This is a genomic window from Streptomyces sp. NPDC001508 (assembly GCF_040298665.1).
In the GTDB taxonomy this organism is placed as follows: domain Bacteria; phylum Actinomycetota; class Actinomycetes; order Streptomycetales; family Streptomycetaceae; genus Streptomyces.
Window position 1 is genome coordinate 124,853 of sequence record NZ_JBEPAP010000002.1, and the last position, 19,517, is coordinate 144,369.

Genomic DNA, 19,517 nt, shown 5'->3' on the forward strand with positions numbered 1-19,517 from the left:
CGTGGCTCGTCGGGTCCGGGCCCGCCGGGTAGAGCATCTGCCGGAGGCGATCCATGGAACAGACTGCGTTGCGTCCCAAGCCCGTGCCCGATCAGCAGCGGCCGGCCAGACCCAGGCCCGGTTCCGGCCCGCGCCCGCACGCCGCGCGACGCCGCGGCCGGCGGCTCAGGGCCCTACTGTTCGGACTGTTCGCCGGCACGGTGCTGGTGCTGTCCGGCGTCGGGCTCGGCGCGGTCGGCGCCACCGCGGTCGGCACCGGCAAGCTGGCCCAGCTCCAGCGGCAGGCGCCGCACCGGCACCCGTCGTCGACCCCGGTCACCCCCGCCACTGCTCCCGGGCCCGCGGCACCGGTGGGCGCGACCCTGGGGGTCGAGGCCGTGGACGCCGAGAAGGCGGGCGCGCGGATCATCGCCGTCCATGAACCCGGCCCCGGCCACGCGGCGGGCCTGGCACGCGGCGATGTGATCCTCCAGTTCGGGCCGAGCCGTATCGACACGGCCGCCGACCTCGCCCGGGCCGTGTCCCGCGCCCGCCCGGGGGAGCGGGTCGCCCTCGGCGTGCGCCACGACAGCGGCGGCTACCAGCAGATGACCGTCGTACCCGGCGTCGTCACCTGAGACCCGCGAGCGGCCCGTCGCCGGCACCGGGGAGGGCCGGCCGCCGCCGGGACACCGCCGTCACCGCGACGCGAGCCGGTAACGGCTCGCGTCGCCCTCCGGGTCCGGGCAGGATGCTTCCCGTGGTTGTCCGCCCTGCCCGCGCACGCGTCCCCGGAGGCCCCGATGTCCGGTAGCCCGCCCGCTCCCTTCACCGCCGACGACTACCGGGCCCGCATGGAACGCGCGGCGCGCTCCGCGGCCGACGCGGGACTCGCCGGACTGCTGGTGGCGCCGGGCCCCGACCTGGTGTGGCTCACCGGCTACGCGCCCACCGCCGTCACCGAACGGCTCACCCTGCTGGTGCTGGCCCAAGGCAGCGACCCGGTGCTCGTCGTGCCCGCCCTGGAGGCCCCGGACGTCCGGCAGGCGCCCGGCGCGCCCGCGCTGACCCTGCGCGACTGGAGGGACGGCGCGGACCCCTACGCGGTGGCCGGCGACCTGCTCGCCCCGAACGGCCGGTTCGGCGTCAGCGACAACGCCTGGGCGATGCACCTGCTCGGCCTGCAGAAGACGCTGCCCGACACCTCCTACGCCTCCCTCACCGACGCCCTGCCGATGCTCCGCGCCGTCAAGGACGCCGCGGAACTGGAGCTGCTGGCGGCCGCGGGAGCGGCGGCCGACGCGGCGTTCGAGGAGATCCGCAAGGCACCCTTCGCCGGCCGCCGCGAGTCCGACGTGGGCCGCGACCTCGCCGACCTGCTGCGGCGGTTCGGGCACTCCCAGGTCGACTTCACCATCGTCGGCTCCGGACCGAACGGCGCCGACCCGCACCACGAAGTCGGCGACCGCGTCATCCGGCGCGGCGACATGGTCGTCCTCGACTTCGGCGGCCTGAAGGACGGCTACGGCTCCGACACCACGCGTACGGTCCACGTGGGCGAGCCCACCGACGAGGAACGCGCGGTCCACGACGTCGTGCGCGCCGCCCAGGAGGCGGGCTTTCGCGCGGTACGGCCCGGCGTCGCCTGCCAGGAGGTCGACCGCGCGGCCCGCGCGGTGATCGAGGACGCCGGGTACGGCGCGTACTTCATCCACCGCACCGGGCACGGCATCGGCGTCACCACGCACGAGCCGCCGTACATGATCGAGGGGGAGGAGCAGCCCCTCGTGCCCGGCATGTGCTTCTCCGTGGAACCCGGCATCTACCTGCCCGGCCGGTTCGGCGTGCGCATCGAGGACATCGTCACCGTGACCGGGGACGGCGGCCGCCGGCTCAACGACACCACCCGCGAGATGGTCATAGTGGAGTGAGGGCACCGCCCCCACGAGCAGGACAGCCCCCTCGACGACACCGACGACACCCCGGACGACAACGGCGCGATCATGACCCAGGCACCGACCCCCGACACGGACACCGTCCGCCGGCTGATCCGCGCGCTCGTCCAGGAAGGCGCGGCCGACGCCGCCGGACCCGAAGTGCGGCCCGTCGCCCAGGGCGGCGAGCACGCCACGTGGTGGGTCGGCAGCGGCTACGTGCTGCGGCTCGCCCCCGACCGGGACGCCGCCGCCCGGCAACGGCGCGAGCTGCGCGTGCGCGACCTGGTGCGCCCGCACCTGCCGGTCGGCGTCCCGGTCAGCGTGGCGCACGGCGAGTGGGCGCCGGGACTGACGTACACCCTCGACATCAGACTGCCCGGCCGCTTCGCGGACGAACGCGATGTGTCCGCCGTCGGCGAGGCCGACCTCGCCGGGCTGCTCACGGGCCTGCGCGAGGTGCCCGTACGGCAGGCCCAGAGCCTCGGCGTGCCGCGCGCCGCGCCGCGCTCGCTGGAGGCGCTGCGCCGGATGGCCGTGCCCGCCGCCGAACGCCTGGGCGCCGCCGACGAGTTCGATCCCGTCCTGCTGCGGCAGCTCACCCGGGCCGGCGCGGCGCAGCTCACCGCCCAGTCCGGCACCGCGGTCCTCGTCCACCATGACCTCAAGGGCGAGCATCTGGTGGTGAGCGACGACGGGCGGGTACGCGGTGTCCTCGACTGGACCGACGCGGCGGTCGGCGACCCCGCGGAGGACATCGCCGGGCTCGCGCTCGCCGTCGGCTCCGGCGCGGCCGTGCGCGCCGCCACCCTCGCCGCCTACGGCGCCCGGCTCTGCCTGCGCGGGCTGTGGCTCGCCCGCTGCGACACCGTGCTGCGTCTCGCGGACCGCCTCGACGGCCGTGACGTGGGCCCCCTGCCGCTGCTGCGGACCCAGCTGCGGCGGGCCTGGGAGGCGATCCTGCTGGAACGGGTCACCGAGTTCAGACCGGACAAGCCGGACGAGCCCGGTACTTGACGTGCTCCATGTGACCCCCGGGGATCGGCTGGAGCGTTTGTGGACGATGAAGGAGACCGACGACGCCCCTCGCGGGCAGGAGCGCAGCGTCGGCCACGATGCTCCTGCGTTGCATCTGCGCCGTCATCAGGACGACGGCATGTTTGATCGCTTTGCCGCGCACGCCGAGGAACTGTGGAAGCGGGGCACCCCGGTGTGGGAGGAGGAGGGGCATGAGTAGGCGCGACTACGAGGACGACCCGAACGCTCCGGCCGCGAACAGCTTGGTTCCGGCTGCTTCCGCTGTCGTTGTCGACGGCTCCGGGCGCATTCTGCTCCAGCGCCGGCGCGACAACGGCATGTGGGCACTTCCCGGTGGCGCCATGGACATCGGCGAGTCGTTGCCGGACTGCGCGATTCGGGAGACCCGTGAGGAAACCGGGCTTGACGTCGAGATCACCGGCATCGTCGGGACCTAACCGACCCCCGTCACGTCTTCGCCTACGATGACGGCGAGGTCCGGCAGGAGTTCTCCGTCTGCTTCCTGGCTCGGCCCGTGGCCGGGCAGTTGGCCGTGTCCGAGGAATCCACCGATGTCCGCTGGTTCGAGCCCGAGGCGGTCGACGCGCTCCCCATGGTCGCGAGCATCCGGAAGCGGGTGAACGACTGGCGCGATGGCACCATGCCCGCAGCCCGGTAGCCGGCGTTGTCCCGATGCCGGCCCTGGCCGGGGGAGATGCTGTCTGGGCGGGCGCTGCGGAGGGAAGGGGCAGGAGTCGGTCGGTGCCTTCAGCAGGGCCTGGTTACTAGACCGGCTGTCCGGGCAGCGACAGTTCGACCCAGATGACCTTGCCTTGCGTGGTGTACCGGGTGCCCCAGCGCTGGGTGAGCTGGGCGACCAGGAAGAGCCCGCGCCCGCCCTCGTCCAACGTCAGTGCCCGGCGCATACGGGGGGCGATGCTACTGCCGTCGGACACCTCGCAGATCAGCGTGCTGTCGTGGAGCAGGCGCAACTGGATGGGCTCACAGCCGTAGCGGATCGCGTTGGTGACCAGCTCGCTGACGACCAGTTCGGTGGTGAACGCCAGCTCTCCCAGGCCCCAGCCGGTCAGCCGCGCGATGACGTCCTCACGCACCCGGGAGACGACCGACGGATCGGCGGGCAGGTCCCAGGTCGCGAGCTGGCCGGCGCCGAGGGCGCGGGTGCGGGCCACCAGAAGGGCGATGTCGTCCGAGGGCTCCGCCGGAATGAGCGCGCCCAGCGCCTTGCAGACCTGTTCCGGCGTTCGGCCGCGAGCGGCGAGGACGCTCCGCAAGCGGTCGAGGCCGTGTTCGAGGTCGCCCCCGCCGAGGTGCTCGATCAGCCCGTCGGTGTAGAGGACGAGCAGGCTGCCTTCGGGCAGTTCGGCATCGACCGTCTCGAAGGGCAGACCGCCCAGGCCCAGCGGCGGACCCGCAGGCACGTCGGGGAATTCCACGGTGCCGTCGGGGAGGACCATGGCGGGCGGCAGATGGCCGGCCCGTCCCAGGGTGCAGCGCCGCGTGCTGGGGTCGTACACGGCGTACAGGCAGCTCGTGCCGACGATTCCCATGGAGGATTTTCCGGCCCGTTGGTCGTCGAGGTCGAGGCGGATGACGAGGTCATCGAGCTGGGTGAGGATCTCGTCGGCCGCCAGGTCGAGTGCCGAGAAGTTGTGGACCGCGGTGCGCAGCCGGCCCATGGTCGCCGCGGCGTGCAGGCCGTGCCCGACCACATCGCCGACGACCAGCGCCACCCGCGCCCCCGACAGCGGAATGACGTCGAACCAGTCGCCTCCCACCCCGGATGCCGCGGGCAGGTAGCGGTGAGCCGCCTCCACCGCGTGCTGAACGGGCAAGCCGCTCGGGAGCATGCTCTTCTGCAGCGTGAGCGCCATGGCGTGCTCACGGGTGAAGCGGCGCGCGTTGTCGATGCATACGGCGGCGTGTCCCACCAGTTCCGCCGCGAGGATGAGGTCGTCCTCCTCGAAGGGGCCGTGCGCCCGGGACCGGTAGAAGCTGACGACGCCCAGGACCGTATCGCGGGCGAGCATGGGCACGGCAATCAGCGAGTGAACGCCCGCACCGAGGATCTTGGAGCCGCGGACCGGATCATGGGCCATCCACCCCGGAGCCCGGGACAGCGTCCGTTCGCGCACCGGCTCGCCCGTGACCAGTGCCTGGGCCTGCGGTGTGGACGGAGCGAAGGCGATCAGATCGCCCAGCCCGTGGAGGTGGGAGGCTTCGTACGCGCCGCCCATCGCCGCCCGGCGCAGCGGGCCGTCCACCCGGATCGGTTCCTCACCGAGCAGCACCGAGTCCGGCAGGTCGACGGCCGCGAAGTCGGCGAACCGGGGAACGGCCACCTCGGTCAGTTCCTCGGCGGTCCGGGACACATCGAGCGTGGTCCCGATCCGGGAGCCGGCATCGGCGATCAGGCCGAGGCGCTGACGAGCCCGCAGGGCGAGCCGGCCGATGACGGGCTCGCCGACGGCGAGCAGCCACCGGTCCGCCGGCGCGGCGGACGGCGCGGTGGGGAGGGGACGCCCCGACAGGTGACCGTGCGCCATGAGCGATGCCGTGCCGGGTGGCTGTGGCTCGGGAGACTCCGCAGGCTGCCGGGAACGGAGAGGGTGAACGCCGACGCCGGGGAAGGCGGCCTCGACGGCGAGACCCGTCACGCCGGACGGGCTTCCGACCGGCCGGCTGACGAGGATGGCCGCGCGTCCATGGCTGAGCCGCACTTCGGCGAGACCGGCTTGACCCGACGAGATCAGCTCGGTCGCGCGCTCCTCCAGGACGAGTCGGTCACGAAGGTCGAGGAAGTCCCAGGGCGTCAGGGACATCCCTGACGGCTGGCCGGCTGCCCTGCGGCCGGAGGGGCCGGAGGCGCCCTGGTAGGCATCCAGCAGGGCACGCTCGCGTGCGGTGACGCCGTCGAGCAGCCGCTGCTCGATGCCGTGGGCCGCCTCGGTCACGGCCTTCAGCATGGCCACGTCGGAATCGCGATCCCTGCACGTCAGGTCGAGCACGCCGAGGAACTGCCCGCTCAACGGATCGCGAATGGGCGCGCCCGCACAGGCGAGTGTGCGCCAGACATCGGCGAAGTGCTCGCGGCCGACCACGATGGTGGGCCCGGCCACTGCGAGGGCCGTGCCGATGCCGTTGGTGCCGACGAGTTCCTCGGGGATGCCGAAGCCGGGGGCAATCTGCAGCCGGTGGAGGTAGCGGTTCAGGGAGGGCTCGCCTCCCCGGCGCTCCATGATCCGCGCCTGCTCGTCGGTGAGGAACATGGTGACCGGTATGCCCGAGAGCACGGACTCCAGACGGTCGAGTACGGGACCGGCGGCGTGGGCGAGCTTGCCTTCGACGTCCAGGGCGGACTCGTAGGGGACCTCGAAGCCGTCGGCCGCGATGCCCCTGAGGCGACACCGCTGCCAAGAACTCCGGATCGGCTTGCGGACGGCGGCTCCCACCGTCCTGCCGGAGAGCAGCCTGTCGTATGCCTCCGCAAGGGCAGCAGCGTCGTCCCAGGTACTGCTCATCTGAGCCTCTTCACCCAGAGAGGGATACGTTACCTTCAGTGTCACGCATGGAGCACCGTCGCGTAATCGGCGACGGCGAGAGCGCCCATGTTGTGCACGAGGCCGGCTGAGGCCCATCGAGCTGCACGTCGTCGGCCTGCCGGAGAGCCGGAGAGCTACGAGGGCGTGCTGCGAGACCCCGGTCGCCCCGACGGGGTGTCCCCTCGCTTTGATCATGGACCTCGGCGAGGCCGAGGCCGAGGTCGCGGGTGTCGAGGTGATCGTTTCCGGTCTGATCCCAGGGCTCGGCGAAGGGGTGAGGGCTGAGGGCTGAGGGCTTCCCATGCTGCGACGTCAGGCAGTGCACACGGATACGCTATGCCCCCATGTGGGACAGTTCCGGCACCTGTCAGGCCGTTATTCCGTAGGACTGCAGCTTCCGGTACAGGCTGCTGCGCGATATGCCGAGGTGCGCCGCGGCGGCGACCCGGTTCCCGTCCTTCTCCCGTAGCGCCGCGATGATCGCGTCACACTCGGCGGCCTCGATCCGCGAGAGGTTCTTGCGGGACCGCGTCTGGCAGTAGCTCGGTAGGTCCTGGTTCTGGATCTCCCCCACCGGCCGCGCATGGAGCGCATGGGTCAGCGCCTCGCGCAGCTGCGACACGTTGCGGGGCCAGGTGTACTGAGCGATGGTCCGCATGACCTGGGGGGAGAGCCGGACCCGCCGACGTGGGGCGATCTCCTCCAGGAGCCGGTTGGCGATGAGCGTGAGGTCCTCGGTGCGGCAGCGAAGCGGTGGGATGGTCACAGCGACCTCGAAGTGTCCGAGGAGGGCATGGAACGGCAGGTCGGAGTCGAGGCTGGAGTCCGACACCGTCGCGGCGAAGGTGACGGGAGCCGTCGTCGCACCGAGGGTCGTGAAAAGCTCGTCGATGCGTTCGACTCCTGCTGTGCTCGCCTGGTCGATGTTCCGGACGATGCACAGGGTCTGCTCCCGGGCGCTGCCCAGCAGGGCGTCGAGGTCGCTCTCGCCTCCGGACTGCAACTGGGTCGCGTCGACGGAGACACTGTGGCCCCCGGGGTGGTCGGTGTGGAAAAGCTCTGCGACGAGGGTGAACTTGCCCGCCCCGGTCTCGCCGAGGACGATCGTCGGAGCCTTCGCAGCGAGCGCGTCGCGCAGTTCCGAGCAGGCGCGGATCCATGCCGGGGACGAGCCGGAGGCGATCGGCACGTGCGGTCGGCGCAGGTCGCCGACGAGACCCCTGGTCTCGGTGCCGGCCATCGCCACCCGGGGCAGGACACGGTCGTCGAAACCCGCCCTGGGGACGGAGGCCGACGCACGCGATGCCTGGACGGTGACGGCGTCGGCGATGACGACGATGCCGGCCGTGTCGGAGCCCGAGACGATACGGGTCCCGCGTATGTGGATGATCCGGCCGGACTGCAGGGTCATCGTCTCGTTCACACGATCGCGGCGGGTCATGAGGAAGGTCGCGTGCTCCCGGACGGCCAGCTGCTCGACCGGGTCGAACAGTGCCTGGGCCGCGGCATTGGCCATGAACACCGATTCCGCGATGGCGAAGACCGCCTGTCGGGTCGAGCGGGCGTCGGCCCTCAGATAGGTCTCGAACAGCGCCTGCTGGGCCTGGTTCCGGTCCAGGAGGAGGTTGCGCCCGATGTCCCTGGCCGCCGACTTGACGAGCGTGTGCACGAGCGGATTCCACGCGTCGGCCAGCGTGGAGATGTCGAGGATGCCCTCGATGCGCCCGGTCAGCGGGTCGATGACCGGCGCACCGGTACAGGCGAACGCCTGGAGCTCCTCCGTGAAGTGCTCAGGACCGACCACGGACACGGCCTGCCCCGCCTCCAGCACGGTCCCGACCCCGTTGGTGCCCTTCTTCCCCTCGGCGTAGTTGTATCCCGGGGCGAAGTCGACCCGGTCGAGCAGCCGGCCGACCGCCGAGGAGGAGTCCCGGCGCTGCACCAGGCGGGCCCGGCTGTCGGTGAGGGCGATGACCAGCGGCAGGTCGGCGGTGTCGTTGCCGAGCTGGTCCAGGACCGGCTCGGCGCAGCGGACCAGACGGCAGCTGGTGTCGATGTTGTCGTTGAAGTCCGTGGACGGACGGGTGATGTCGATCCCGGCCTGCTGACTGCGCTCCCATGACGCGGCGAGGATGTCGGGAACGCCCGCGGCGCCCTGCCGTCCGTATTCCAGGAAGTCGGCTCGGGCGGCCGCCATACGCAGCAGCCTGCTGTTCTGGTCCGGCATACGACCTCCTCGTCGCGGCCACCGAGGCGTGCGGCCCTCACGCGTCGGGCCCTCATGATGCCCAGGGCAGCTGGCTGGGACCAACCGGCGTGCGTGTCCCAATTTGGGACGGCCACGAACTGTGAGACGCCAGCACCTTGGATCTCACCGTCGAGGGCGACGGCCGGGCCGGACGCTTCGGGGGCACCCCGGGGTCACTGACCGCGTCGCTCCCGCAGATCCGTTGCGGTCCGAGTTGCAGCCCAAGGAGTGGCATGGACACCCTCATCAATATCGACAATGGTGGGACGCTCACCGACATCTGCGTCTGGGACGGAACCGGCTTCACCTTCACCAAGACGCTCACGACGCCCCACGACCTCTCCGAGTGCCTCTTCGCCGGAGTGGAGAAGGCATCCGCGGCGCTGTACGGCACGCCCGACATCGAGCGGCTGCTGCACTCGACCCAGCACATCCGGTACTCAACCACACAAGGGACGAACGCGCTCGTCGAGCGCCGCGGCCCGATGATCGGCATCCTCACGACGATGCCGGACCTCGCGGCGGCGTTGCGGACGACCGAAGCCGAGCGGGACCTCTTCGAGGGCCTCGTGGGCGACCGCATCCTCGTGGTCGACATGGAGGCCGACGAGGAGACGGTCGACTTCGAGGTGGTCCAGAAGGTCAACCGGCTGGCGACCCTCGGGGCCGCGCGCGTCGTCGTCGCCGGCGGCGATGTGGAGCAGGAGCGCCGGCTGCGGGCCGTTCTGCTGCGCAAGTTCCCGCGCCATCTGCTCGGGTCCATCCCGCTGATCTACAGCTGGGACCTGGCCGGCGACCGGAGCGACCCCCGCCGGGTCTGGTCGTGCGTCATCAACTCCTTCCTCCACCCGACGATGGAGCGCTTCCTGTACGGCGCGGAGCGGCGCCTGAAGTCCTACAAGGTCGTCAACCCGCTCCTCGTCTACCGCAACGACGGCGCGTCCTCACGGGTCGCCAAGTCCGTCGCTCTCAAGACCTACTCCTCCGGCCCCCGCGGCGGGCTGGAGGGCACGGCGGCCCTGGCCCGCGCCTACGGCTTCGAGCACACCCTCATGATCGACGTCGGGGGCACGACGACGGACGTCGGTGTCGTGGTCGGTGACCGCGTCGACGCGGACGAACGGGGCACGATCAAGGGCGTCCCGATCTCCTACCCGATGAGCAGCGTCCATTCCAGGGGTGTCGGCGGTTCCTCCGTCATCGCCGCCGAGGACGGGCACATCACGGTCGGGCCGCAGTCCGTGGGAGCCGCGCCCGGACCGGCCTGCTTCGGCTTCGGGGGCAAGCAGGCGACGATCACCGACGTCAACCTGCTGCTGGGCGTCCTCGACCCGGACACCTATCTCGACGGCACGTTCCGGCTCGATGCCGAACGTTCCCGGACCGTCATCACCGAGACCGTAGCGAACCCGCTCGGGATCAGCCTGGAGGAGGCACTGATCCGGATGGAGCGGGCCTACTTCGAGGCGCTGTCCTCGGCGTTCGCCCCCCTCGTGCAGGAGGACACGACACTGGCGGCCTTCGGCGGGGCCGGACCGATGAGCGCCACCGGCGCCGCCCGGCCCGCCGGGGTGAACAGGGTCCTGATCCCGCGCACGGCCGCGGTCTTCTCCGCACTCGGCATCGCCTTCTCCGACATCGGCAAGACGTATGAGGCCGGCGTGGACGAGCCGGCGACCGCGGCGACGAGGAAGACGTACGACGAACTCCTCGGCCGGGCCGAGCGCGACATGTTCCAGGAGGGCTACACCCTCGCCGACTGCGACGCCTCGTGGCAGGTGATCGTCGAGGAGGAGGACGGGACGCCGGTGTCCCGCGCCCCCTACCGTCCGGGCGACGCCGCCGACCATCCGGAACGGCGGGTCTCCCTCCAGCTCACCATCGTCGCGCCACTGCCCCACCCGGAACTGACCCCGGACCAGGAGGTCGAGACCCGGCCCGCGCCGTCCGCCGGGACCCGCTCGGTCCGGTCGGCCGCCGACCGTGTCGACGAGGTGCCGGTGCACGTCCTGGCCGATCTCGGCCCCGGAGACGCCGGAGCCGGCCCGGCGATCGTCGAGGGGCCCTTCTTCACCGCGCGCGTCCTGCCCGGCTGGACCTTCCGGGTCACCTCGGCCGGCGATCTCCTCCTCCACGACACCCTCTGACGGCCACGACCCCGCGAAGGAGGGCTCCCATGCGAGTCCCCATGACCGAATACCTCGTCATCGACCTCACCACGGAGCGCTGGGTGTGCCGCGTCTGCGACCAGGACATGGGCAGCGCACACGGCAACTACAAGGAAGGCACCCTCGTCCACGACCGGGACCCCCGGGAGATCCACCAGCCGATCATCGACCCCGAGCGGTACGAGTTCACCTTCTCCCCGGACCCGGGCTACTGCCGGATCCTGGAGTACTACTGCCCCGGCTGCGGCACCCAGATCGAGGCCGAGTACCTCCCACCGGGCCACCCGCCGACCGTCGACATCCTCATCGACGTCGCCGCCCTTCGGGCGCAGTGGGAGGAGCGCGGTGTGGACCCGGAGGAGGTTCACACCTACGGGCCCGGCGAGGACGCCCAGAAGCACACCGCCGCCCTCAAGGCCATCGGCCACGTCCGCTGAAACCGCACCCCGCGAGCCCCCAGGAGAAACCATGAAGCGTATCTCTGTCGACATCGGCGGTACGTTCACCGACTGCTTCTTCGTCTGGGACGACCAGTACGTCGAGGCGAAGGCCCTGACGACCCACCACAACCTCGCCCTCGGCTTCAACGAGGCCCTCGACCTCGCGTGCAAGAGGGCAGGGCTCGACCGGGGCACCGTACTGAAGAAGGTCGACTCCGTCCGCTACGCGACCACGCTCGGTACCAACGCGCTGATCGAGCGCAAGGGCCCCAGGGTCGCCGCGATCGTCACCCACGGCTTCGAGGACACCATCCCGCTGTCCCGGGGCCGTGGCTACGGCGAGGGCCTTGACTACTCGATGCAGCAGAACCTCCCCGCGGCCGAACGGCCGGAGCCGATCGTGCCCCGCCAGATGATCCGTTCGGTCAAGGAGCGCATCAACTCGGCGGGCAGGATCGTCGCTCCCCTCGACCCCGAGGACGTTCGCCTGGTCGTCCGTGAACTCGTCGATGCCGGCGCGGAGGCGATCGTGGTCTCCCTCGTCCATGCGACCGAGAACCCCGTGCACGAACTCGCGATCCAGGAGATCATCCTGGAGGAGTTCCCCGCCCACGAGCTGGGCGCCATCCCCGTCCTCCTCGGCCACCAGGTCTCCGGCCGCAAGGGTGAGTACGTCCGGGCGACATCGACGATCATCGACGGCTTCCTCCACGAGATCATGTTCCACGCGCTCTCGCAGCTGTCCAACAACCTGCGCGACTCGGGCTACGACAAACCGATGCTCGTCATCCACAACTCCGGTGGCATGGCGCAGATGAACTCCACCGACGCCCTCCAGACGATCCACTCCGGTCCGATCGCCGGTGTCGGGGCGGCCGAGCACCTGTCGAACGAGACCGGGCTCGGGCACGTCATCTCGACCGACATGGGCGGCACGTCCTTCGACATCGGACTCGTGCCCGAGGGCGGCGTCAAGCACTACGACTTCCTGCCCACGATCGACCGCTGGCTCGTCTCGGTCCCGATGGTCCACCTCGACACCCTCGGGGCGGGCGGCGGCTCGATCGCCGCTTACGACCGCATCCACGACTCGATCAGGATCGGCCCGGAGTCGGCGGGCTCGAGCCCCGGCCCGGCCTGCTACGACCGCGGTGGTCTGCGCCCGACCGTGACCGACGCCGACCTGCTGCTCGGCTACCTCGATCCGGAGAACTACGCGAACGGCTACATCAAGCTCAACGCCAAACGGTCCCGGTTCGCCATCGAGGAGAACCTGTGCGACCTGCTCGGCATGACCGTCCTGGACGTGGCGCGGGCGATCAAGGACGGCGTGGACGAACAGATGGCGATCGGCATCGGCAAGGAGCTGCGAGTCCGCGGCTATCTGCCGGAGGATTTCACGATGCTCGCCTACGGCGGCAACGGCCCGCTCCACGCGTGCGGCATCGCCCGGCACGCCGGGATCAAGCGGGTACTGGCCCCGCCGTTCTCCTCCGTGTTCTCCGCCTGCGGCGCCGGGAACATGAAGCAGCTCCACTTCCACGAGCGCGGCGTCCACGTGACGATGTACAACCCGACGACACGTCATCTCTACGACGATTACGACGAGTTCAACGCGGTCGTCGAGGAGCTTGAGGCGCGCGGGCGGGAGGACCTGGTCCGACAGGGCTTCCCCGCCGAGGACGTGAAGCACCGGCTCGAACTCGACATGCGCTACGGCAACCAGCTCCTCACCCAGGCGGTGGCGCTGGAGGACATCACCCGGATGAACGGCGTCGGCGACGTCCTCAACATGATCAAGATCTTCGGTGACGTGTACAGCCACCGCTTCGGGGCGTCGAGCGCGGCCCCCGAGGCCGGCATCCGGTGCAACACGGTCCGGGTCGCTTCGTACGTCGACGGGGCCGTCGTCAGCTTCGACACCCTCGACACCGGGGGGAAGCGGACGATCCCGGTCGAGATGTCCCGCCGGGACGCCTTCTTCATCGGCCACGACGAACCGCTCGACACACCCGTCCACGACCAGAGCGCGCTCACACACGAGCACGTCATCCATGGTCCGGCGATCGTCACCACGGAGACCACGACCTACCTCGTCGAGCCCGGCTGGCGGCTGGAGCCCACGCGCCAGGGAGCGGTCTGGTTCCTCCAGGACTGACCCGGCCCGCCCACGCGCAGCAGAAGGAGCCCATTGACATGACCACCATCGACGACAAGCCCTCGACGATCCTGACTCCCCAGGAGCAGGAATGGGTCGACAAGTTCATGGACGAGACAACCCTGTTCCTCGGCCCGGACCCCGACATCATGCGCGACCACAGCATCACGTCGCGGTCCGCGCACGAAGAACGGGCGATCGCTGCCGGTGTCGACCGTCTCCAGGTCGAGCGCATCCGCAAGCGCATCGCCGGCGCGCTCGACGAGGGATACGAGATGTGCGAGGCGCAGGGTGCGGCGCCCGGCGCGAAGTGGGGCGACCTGACGACCGCCCTCTACACCGCGGCCGGGGACGTCTCGTATCTGTCCTGCCACGGTGTCATCGCCTTCAGCGCGATCCTCCACCACCCGATCCGGTACATCATGAAGTACTGGAAGGACGAGCCGACCGTCGGGATCCACGAGGGCGACGGGTTCATCCACAACGACGCGCGGTTCGGGAACGTCCACAACACCGACCAGTCGATGATCATGCCGATCATCAGGGACGGCGAGGTCATCGCCTGGGTCGCCGCCACGATTCACGAGGGCGAGAACGGCGCCTGCGAGCCGGGCGGTATGCCGTCGGGGTCGGAGACGCCCTTCGACGACGGGCTGCGGATGAGCCCGTTCAAGATCGTCGAGCGGGGACACCTCCGTCGCGACCTGCTGACCTTCCTCCAGCACTCGGTGCGTGACCCCAAGCTCCAGCTCGCCGACCTCAAGGTGAAGATCACCGCGGTGCGCAAGATCATGGAACGGGTCGACAAGATCATCGACGAGGTCGGCGTCGACACCTTCGCCGCGGCCCTGCGGACCACGGTCGAGGACGTCGACGCGGAAGTGCGCCGCCGGATCAGCGAACTGCCCGACGGCACCTACCGGTTCGACCAGTTCATGGACTCGACGCTGAAGGAGAACATCCTCATCAAGTTCGCCTGCAAGATCACCGTCAAGGGCGACAAGATGACCGTCGACCTGCGCGGCACCGGCCCGGAGATCCTCAACCGCGCCATCAACAGCCCGCTCTGCTCGGTCAAGTCGATGTTCATGCAGGCCATCCTCGCCTTCTGGTGGCCCGACCTGCCGCGCTGCACCTCGGCCATGAGCTGCATCGAGATCATCTCCGACGAGGGCACCTGGGCCGACGCCTCCTACGACGCGCCGATGGGGCAGTCACTTCAGGCATCCTTCCGCGGGTTCTCGGCGATGCAGGCGCTCTACAGCCGGATGTCCTTCTCCACCCCGAAGAAATACAGCAACGTCGTCGCCAACTGGTTCAACCAGATCAACACATTCCTGTGGGGCGGCGTCACCCAGCACGGCGACATGGTCGGCAACCTCTGCGCCGACCTCAACGGGATGCCGGGCGGCGCCAAGCCCTTCCGCGACGGTGAGGACGCGGTCTCCCCCCTCTTCTGCGCCATGGCCGACACGGCCGAGCAGGAGGTCATGGAGGATGAAGTCCCGTTCATGCAGCTCGTGTCCAAGCGGCTCGTGCGCGACAACATGGGCTTCGGGAAGTTCACCGGCGGCATGGGCTACGAGATGATCGTCGCCGCCGAGGGCACCCCGCAGTGGGGCTTCATGACGGTGACGTCGGGTGCGAAGTTCTCCTCCATCTACGGCATGTACGGCGGTTACGGCTGCGGCACCTACCCGCTCGCCATGGTCAAGGGCACCAATGTCTACGAACACATCCGCCGCGACAGCAAGAAGTTCGACCTGTCGATCGAGAAGGTCATGAACGAGCGTCCCTTCGAGGACGGCCGCTACGCGACCTACCACATGGGCCTGCAATTCGACATCGCCAAGGACGGCGAGCTGTACATGATCAGCCAGGGCGCCGGCGGCGGCTACGGCGACCCGCTGGAGCGGCTGCCCGAATCCGTCGTCAAGGACGCCGAACTGGGCCGCATCAGCCAGAAGGTCGCGGAGGAGATCTTCGGGGTGCGCTACGACCCCGAGACGTTCCGCCTCGACGTCGAGGCCACCGCGGCCGCGCGCGCCGCAGCCCGCACGGCCAGGCTCCGGCGGGGCAGGCCGTACGCCGAATTCTGCGCGGAGTTCGTCAAGCCGGAACCTCCCAAGGACCTGCCCTACTACGGCTCCTGGGGTTCGGACACCGAGGACATCACGGCGACGGTGTTCACGATCGACGGCCCGCAGCGTGTGACGGCTCCGCTGAAGGAACTCCCCATCGTCATGGTCCCCGACCGCCGCGAGGTCAAGATCGCCCGGCTTGAGGAGCGGGTCCGCGAGTTGGAGGAGAAGCACGGCGAAGAAGTGCAGCGCAAGTCCTGACGCGCCCCTGAACCCCTCTGCTCGGCACTGCACAAGGAGAACCGCCATGAAGGCTCTCGTCTACCACGGCGTCGGCCGCACATCGTGGGACACCGTCCCCGACCCGGCGATCGAGGCGCCCACGGACGTGATCGTCAAGATCGACGCCACCACCATCTGCGGCAGCGACCTGCACATCCTCAAGGGCGATGTGCCCTCGGTCACCGAGGGCCGGGTGCTCGGGCACGAGGGCGTCGGGACGGTCGTGGCGACCGGCAGCGCCGTCACCACCCTGACCGCCGGCGACCAAGTGATCATCGCCTGCATCAAGAACTGCGGGCGATGCGCCTACTGCCGTCAAGGGCTGCACTCCCACTGCGCCGGTGACGAGGGGGCGCCGGGCATGGGGTGGATCCTCGGCCACCTCGTCAACGGCACCCAGGCCGAATACGTCCGCGTGCCGTACGCGGAGACCTCGCTGCACAAGCTGCCCGAAGGGGTCACCCCCGCGCAGGGTGTGATGCTCTCGGACATCCTCCCCACCGGCTTCGAGATCGGCGTTCGCTACGGGCGGGTCAAGCCGGGCGACACCGTGGCGGTCATCGGCGCCGGGCCGGTGGGCCTGGCGGTGTCGGCCACGGCCGGGCTCCAGGGCGCCGCGCGCATCATCGCGCTCGACATCGACGGCCACCGCGCACAGCAGGCGCTCTCCTTCGGCGCCACACACGCCGTCGACTCCGGCGGCGACGGCTGGCGGGACGAGGTCCTCGCGCTCACCGACGGGGACGGGGTGGACGTCGCGGTGGAGGCGGTCGGGATACCGCAGACCTTCGCCATGGCGCTCGACCTGGTCCGTCCGGGCGGGAACGTCGCCAACGTCGGAGTCCACGGCAAGCCGGTGGAACTGCCGCTCCAGGACCTGTGGATCAAGAACATCGTGATCTCCATGGGCCTGGTGAACACCGACACCCTGCCGATGCTGCTCCGGCTGGTGCGCGACGGGCAGCTGCCCGTGGACCGGTTCGCCAGCCACCACTTCCCGCTCGACCGGATCCTCGACGCCTACGACACCTTCGCGGACGCGGCCAAGACGAACGCCCTCAAGGTCATCCTCAACGGCTGAGCCGGCCACCCGCACCCGGTGGGGAGCCGCAGCGCGGTTCCCCACCCCTCGTCCGAGCCTCTCCTCGACACCAGGAACACCCATGGCCATGGACTTCGCCTCCCTCCTGTCCGCCCCGCCCTCCGGTCGGCCGACCGCGCTGATCATCGACCACCAGCACTACGCCCCCGCGGTCATCCTGCAAGGCCGCCCCGTGCCGTGGACCGACCCGGTCGCCTTCGCGCAGTACACCGGGCAGGCCCAGGGCCTGCTCGGCCCCGACACCACCCTGCTGGATCTGGGCGCCTACTACGACGACGCCCTCATCCGTCAGGAAGCGCTGCGTGCCAGCCTGTCCTCCCGGCCACGGACCGGGTACGCCCTGCGCACGATGCTGGCCCACGAGCCCACCGCCGTCGCCGCCGTCGAGCTGGCCGAGCTGGTGGCGCGGACCACGGCCGCGCCGCTCGTGCTGCAGATCCCGTCCCCGATGCGGTGGCTGGCGCGCACCCACGAACTCAGCGGCGCCGGTCCGCTCACGGACCTGACCGCCGACCACGCGGAGACCGCCGCGATGTACGTCGCGGACTGGCTGCGGCGGCTGGCAGCGGCACCGGTCTCGATGCTGCTGCTCGACGAACGCGACCCACACGCCGGCCTGTTGCCGCAGATCGACGACAGCGCCTGGGCGCCGGTCAGCAACGTGAGCGACCACTACCGCTGGGCGCTGGGCCATCGGACCGGTCACGGTGTGCGGGTCGCCGGTTCCGGGCTGACCGGACCGCGGATCCCCGAGGCGTTCTGGCACGGTGACGGGGTGGCGCTGCCGTCCGGTGACTTCCTCCTCGCCGACATCCCCGCGGACGCCGCGCCGGAGACCGTTCTCGCCCAGCTCGCCAAGCTCAACTGACCAGGGAGGAACGGACGGTGGACAAAGTGGTCGCCACCGCGGCCGAGGCCGTGGCGGGCATCCGGGACGGAGCGTCGATCGCCTCGGGCGGCTTTGGGCTCTGCGGCATCCCCGCCGTGCTCATCGACGCGGTCGTCGAGGCCGGCGTGGGGCGGCTGGAGATCTTCTCCAACAACTGCGGAACCGACGGCGTGGGCCTCGGCAAGCTGCTCGACCGCGGCCGGATCCGCAGGATCGTCGCCTCCTACGTGGGAGAGAACAAGGAGTTCGCCCGGCAGTACCTCGGCGGCGAACTGGAGGTCGAACTCACCCCGCAGGGCACCCTGGCGGAACGGCTGCGCGCCGCAGGAGTCGGCATCCCCGCCTTCTACACCAGGACCGGCACCGGCACCGCGGTCGCCTCCGGCGGCCTGCCGTGGCGGTACGCCCCCGACGGCACGGTCGCTCTCGCCTCGCCGCCCAAGCCGGCCGCCGAGTTCGACGGTACGTCCTTCGTGCTGGAACGGGCCCTGCCGGCCGACTTCGCGCTGGTGCGCGCATGGAAGGGAGACCGGCACGGCAACCTGGTCTTCCGCAAGGCCGCCCGCAACTTCAATCCGGTCTGCGCCATGGCCGGCCGGATCTCCGTCGCCGAGGTCGAACACCTCGTCGAACCCGGCCGACTCGACCCGGACACGATTCACCTCCCCGGCATCTACATCGACCGCGTTCTCCCGCTCACGCCCGGTCAGGCCGCAGCCAGGGGCATCGAACGACGGACCACCCGCCCCCGCCACGGCGCCGGACGAGGAGCATGACCATGGCACTGACCAGAGACCAGATGGCCGCCCGCGCCGCGCGGGAACTGCGGGACGGCGACTACGTCAACCTGGGGATCGGGCTGCCCACCCTGGTACCCAACCACGTGGCCGCCTCCGTAGAGCTGGTGCTGCAGTCCGAGAACGGCATCCTCGGCACCGGCCCGTACCCGTACGACGGGGACGAGGACCCCGACCTGATCAACGCAGGGAAGGAGACCGTGACGGTACGCCCCGGCGCCAGCTTCTTCGACTCCAGCACCAGCTTCGGGATGATCCGCTCGGGCCGGATCGACGCGGCGATCCTCGGGGCGATGCAGGTGTCGGCCCGGGGCGACATCGCCAACTGGATGATCCCGGGCAAGATGGTCAAGGGGATGGGCGGCGCGATGGACCTGGTCCACGGCGCGCGCAAGGTGATCGTCCTGATGGAGCACGTGGCCAGGGACGGCACCTTCAAGATCGTCGACGACTGCTCGCTGCCGCTCACCGGGGAACGCGTGGTCCACCGGATCATCACCGACCTCGCCGTGCTGGACGTCACGGACCGCGGACTGCGTCTGGTCGAGTGCGCGCCCGGGGTCACCGAAGCCGACGTCCGAGGAGCCACCGAACCCGAACTGATCACGGCGCCCGCGTGAACACCGCCCTGCTGCTCGGCCGCCGTTCGGCGGCGGCCCGGCCCGAGCGGCGGCCACCGGTTCCCCGACCCCACTGCCGTCCGGCGGCCCGTGGTGGACGGCGGCACCGACGCCTATAGCCTGTTCACCACCGCCGTACCGCCGGGCGATCACCAACCGGCGGTGGCCTGCGACGGCTTCCAGCCACACCGCGCCCTTGTCCGGGTGCTCCCGGGAGCGCGGGCCTCGGCCGGGCGATC

General features: G+C 70.5%; 14 protein-coding genes and 1 pseudogene. 13 read left to right on the top strand and 2 right to left on the bottom strand.

What is annotated here, in order from left to right; genetic code table 11:
• Positions 1 to 53 precede the first annotated feature (53 nt).
• The 5 genes and pseudogenes from ABT245_RS02760 (at position 54) to ABT245_RS02780 (ending at position 3,609) form a co-directional block, all read left to right on the top strand.
• A complete protein-coding gene (locus ABT245_RS02760; RefSeq protein ID WP_351727923.1) occupies positions 54 to 617 on the top strand; it encodes a PDZ domain-containing protein in 564 nt (187 codons plus the stop codon).
• A gap of 165 nt (positions 618 to 782) precedes the next feature.
• The gene (locus ABT245_RS02765) at positions 783 to 1,910 is read left to right on the top strand and encodes an aminopeptidase P family protein (protein ID WP_351727924.1); all 1,128 of its coding nucleotides are present in this window, start codon (positions 783 to 785) and stop codon (positions 1,908 to 1,910) included.
• Positions 1,911 to 1,982: 72 nt separating this feature from the next.
• Positions 1,983 to 2,930, top strand: coding sequence for a phosphotransferase family protein (locus ABT245_RS02770; RefSeq protein WP_351727925.1), 948 nt, complete (start codon positions 1,983 to 1,985; stop codon positions 2,928 to 2,930).
• A 46-nt stretch (positions 2,931 to 2,976) separates the two neighbouring features.
• Complete coding sequence (locus ABT245_RS02775; RefSeq protein WP_502982058.1) at positions 2,977 to 3,150, top strand: hypothetical protein; 174 nt, start codon at positions 2,977 to 2,979, stop codon at positions 3,148 to 3,150.
• A pseudogene (locus tag ABT245_RS02780) lies at positions 3,143 to 3,609 on the top strand (NUDIX hydrolase). The gene ABT245_RS02775 and the pseudogene ABT245_RS02780 overlap by 8 nt, the downstream one beginning before the upstream one ends.
• A 106-nt stretch (positions 3,610 to 3,715) precedes the next feature.
• Here the strand turns inward: ABT245_RS02780 and ABT245_RS02785 are convergent.
• Both ABT245_RS02785 and ABT245_RS02790 read right to left on the bottom strand, forming a co-directional pair.
• A complete protein-coding gene (locus ABT245_RS02785) occupies positions 3,716 to 6,472 on the bottom strand; it encodes a SpoIIE family protein phosphatase (protein ID WP_351727927.1) in 2,757 nt (918 codons plus the stop codon).
• A 388-nt stretch (positions 6,473 to 6,860) separates the two neighbouring features.
• Positions 6,861 to 8,720: a sigma-54-dependent Fis family transcriptional regulator gene (locus tag ABT245_RS02790; protein ID WP_351727928.1), complete on the bottom strand. Its 1,860-nt coding sequence runs from the start codon at positions 8,718 to 8,720 to the stop codon at positions 6,861 to 6,863.
• Positions 8,721 to 8,974: 254 nt separating this feature from the next.
• On the opposite strand from ABT245_RS02790, the gene ABT245_RS02795 reads away from it, so the two are divergent.
• The 8 genes from ABT245_RS02795 to ABT245_RS02830 all read left to right on the top strand — a co-directional run bounded on the left by ABT245_RS02795 (position 8,975) and on the right by ABT245_RS02830 (position 19,278).
• Complete coding sequence (locus tag ABT245_RS02795; RefSeq protein WP_351727930.1) at positions 8,975 to 10,888, top strand: hydantoinase/oxoprolinase family protein; 1,914 nt, start codon at positions 8,975 to 8,977, stop codon at positions 10,886 to 10,888.
• Positions 10,889 to 10,917: 29 nt separating this feature from the next.
• Positions 10,918 to 11,346, top strand: a complete 429-nt coding sequence (locus tag ABT245_RS02800; RefSeq protein WP_351727931.1) for an acetone carboxylase subunit gamma — start codon at positions 10,918 to 10,920, stop codon at positions 11,344 to 11,346.
• Positions 11,347 to 11,377: 31 nt separating this feature from the next.
• Positions 11,378 to 13,507: a hydantoinase/oxoprolinase family protein gene (locus ABT245_RS02805; RefSeq protein WP_351727933.1), complete on the top strand. Its 2,130-nt coding sequence runs from the start codon at positions 11,378 to 11,380 to the stop codon at positions 13,505 to 13,507.
• Between the two features lie 38 nt (positions 13,508 to 13,545).
• Positions 13,546 to 15,849, top strand: a complete 2,304-nt coding sequence (locus ABT245_RS02810; RefSeq protein ID WP_351727935.1) for a hydantoinase B/oxoprolinase family protein — start codon at positions 13,546 to 13,548, stop codon at positions 15,847 to 15,849.
• 46 nt (positions 15,850 to 15,895) lie between these two features.
• The gene (locus tag ABT245_RS02815) at positions 15,896 to 16,951 is read left to right on the top strand and encodes a zinc-dependent alcohol dehydrogenase family protein (RefSeq protein ID WP_351727937.1); all 1,056 of its coding nucleotides are present in this window, start codon (positions 15,896 to 15,898) and stop codon (positions 16,949 to 16,951) included.
• Between the two features lie 82 nt (positions 16,952 to 17,033).
• Entirely contained in the window at positions 17,034 to 17,840 is an 807-nt protein-coding gene (locus ABT245_RS02820; protein WP_351727939.1) for a hypothetical protein, read from the top strand.
• Positions 17,841 to 17,857: 17 nt separating this feature from the next.
• Positions 17,858 to 18,637, top strand: coding sequence for a CoA transferase subunit A (locus tag ABT245_RS02825; RefSeq protein ID WP_351727940.1), 780 nt, complete (start codon positions 17,858 to 17,860; stop codon positions 18,635 to 18,637).
• A 2-nt stretch (positions 18,638 to 18,639) separates the two neighbouring features.
• Entirely contained in the window at positions 18,640 to 19,278 is a 639-nt protein-coding gene (locus ABT245_RS02830) for a CoA transferase subunit B (protein ID WP_351727941.1), read from the top strand.
• Positions 19,279 to 19,517: the final 239 nt, after the last annotated feature.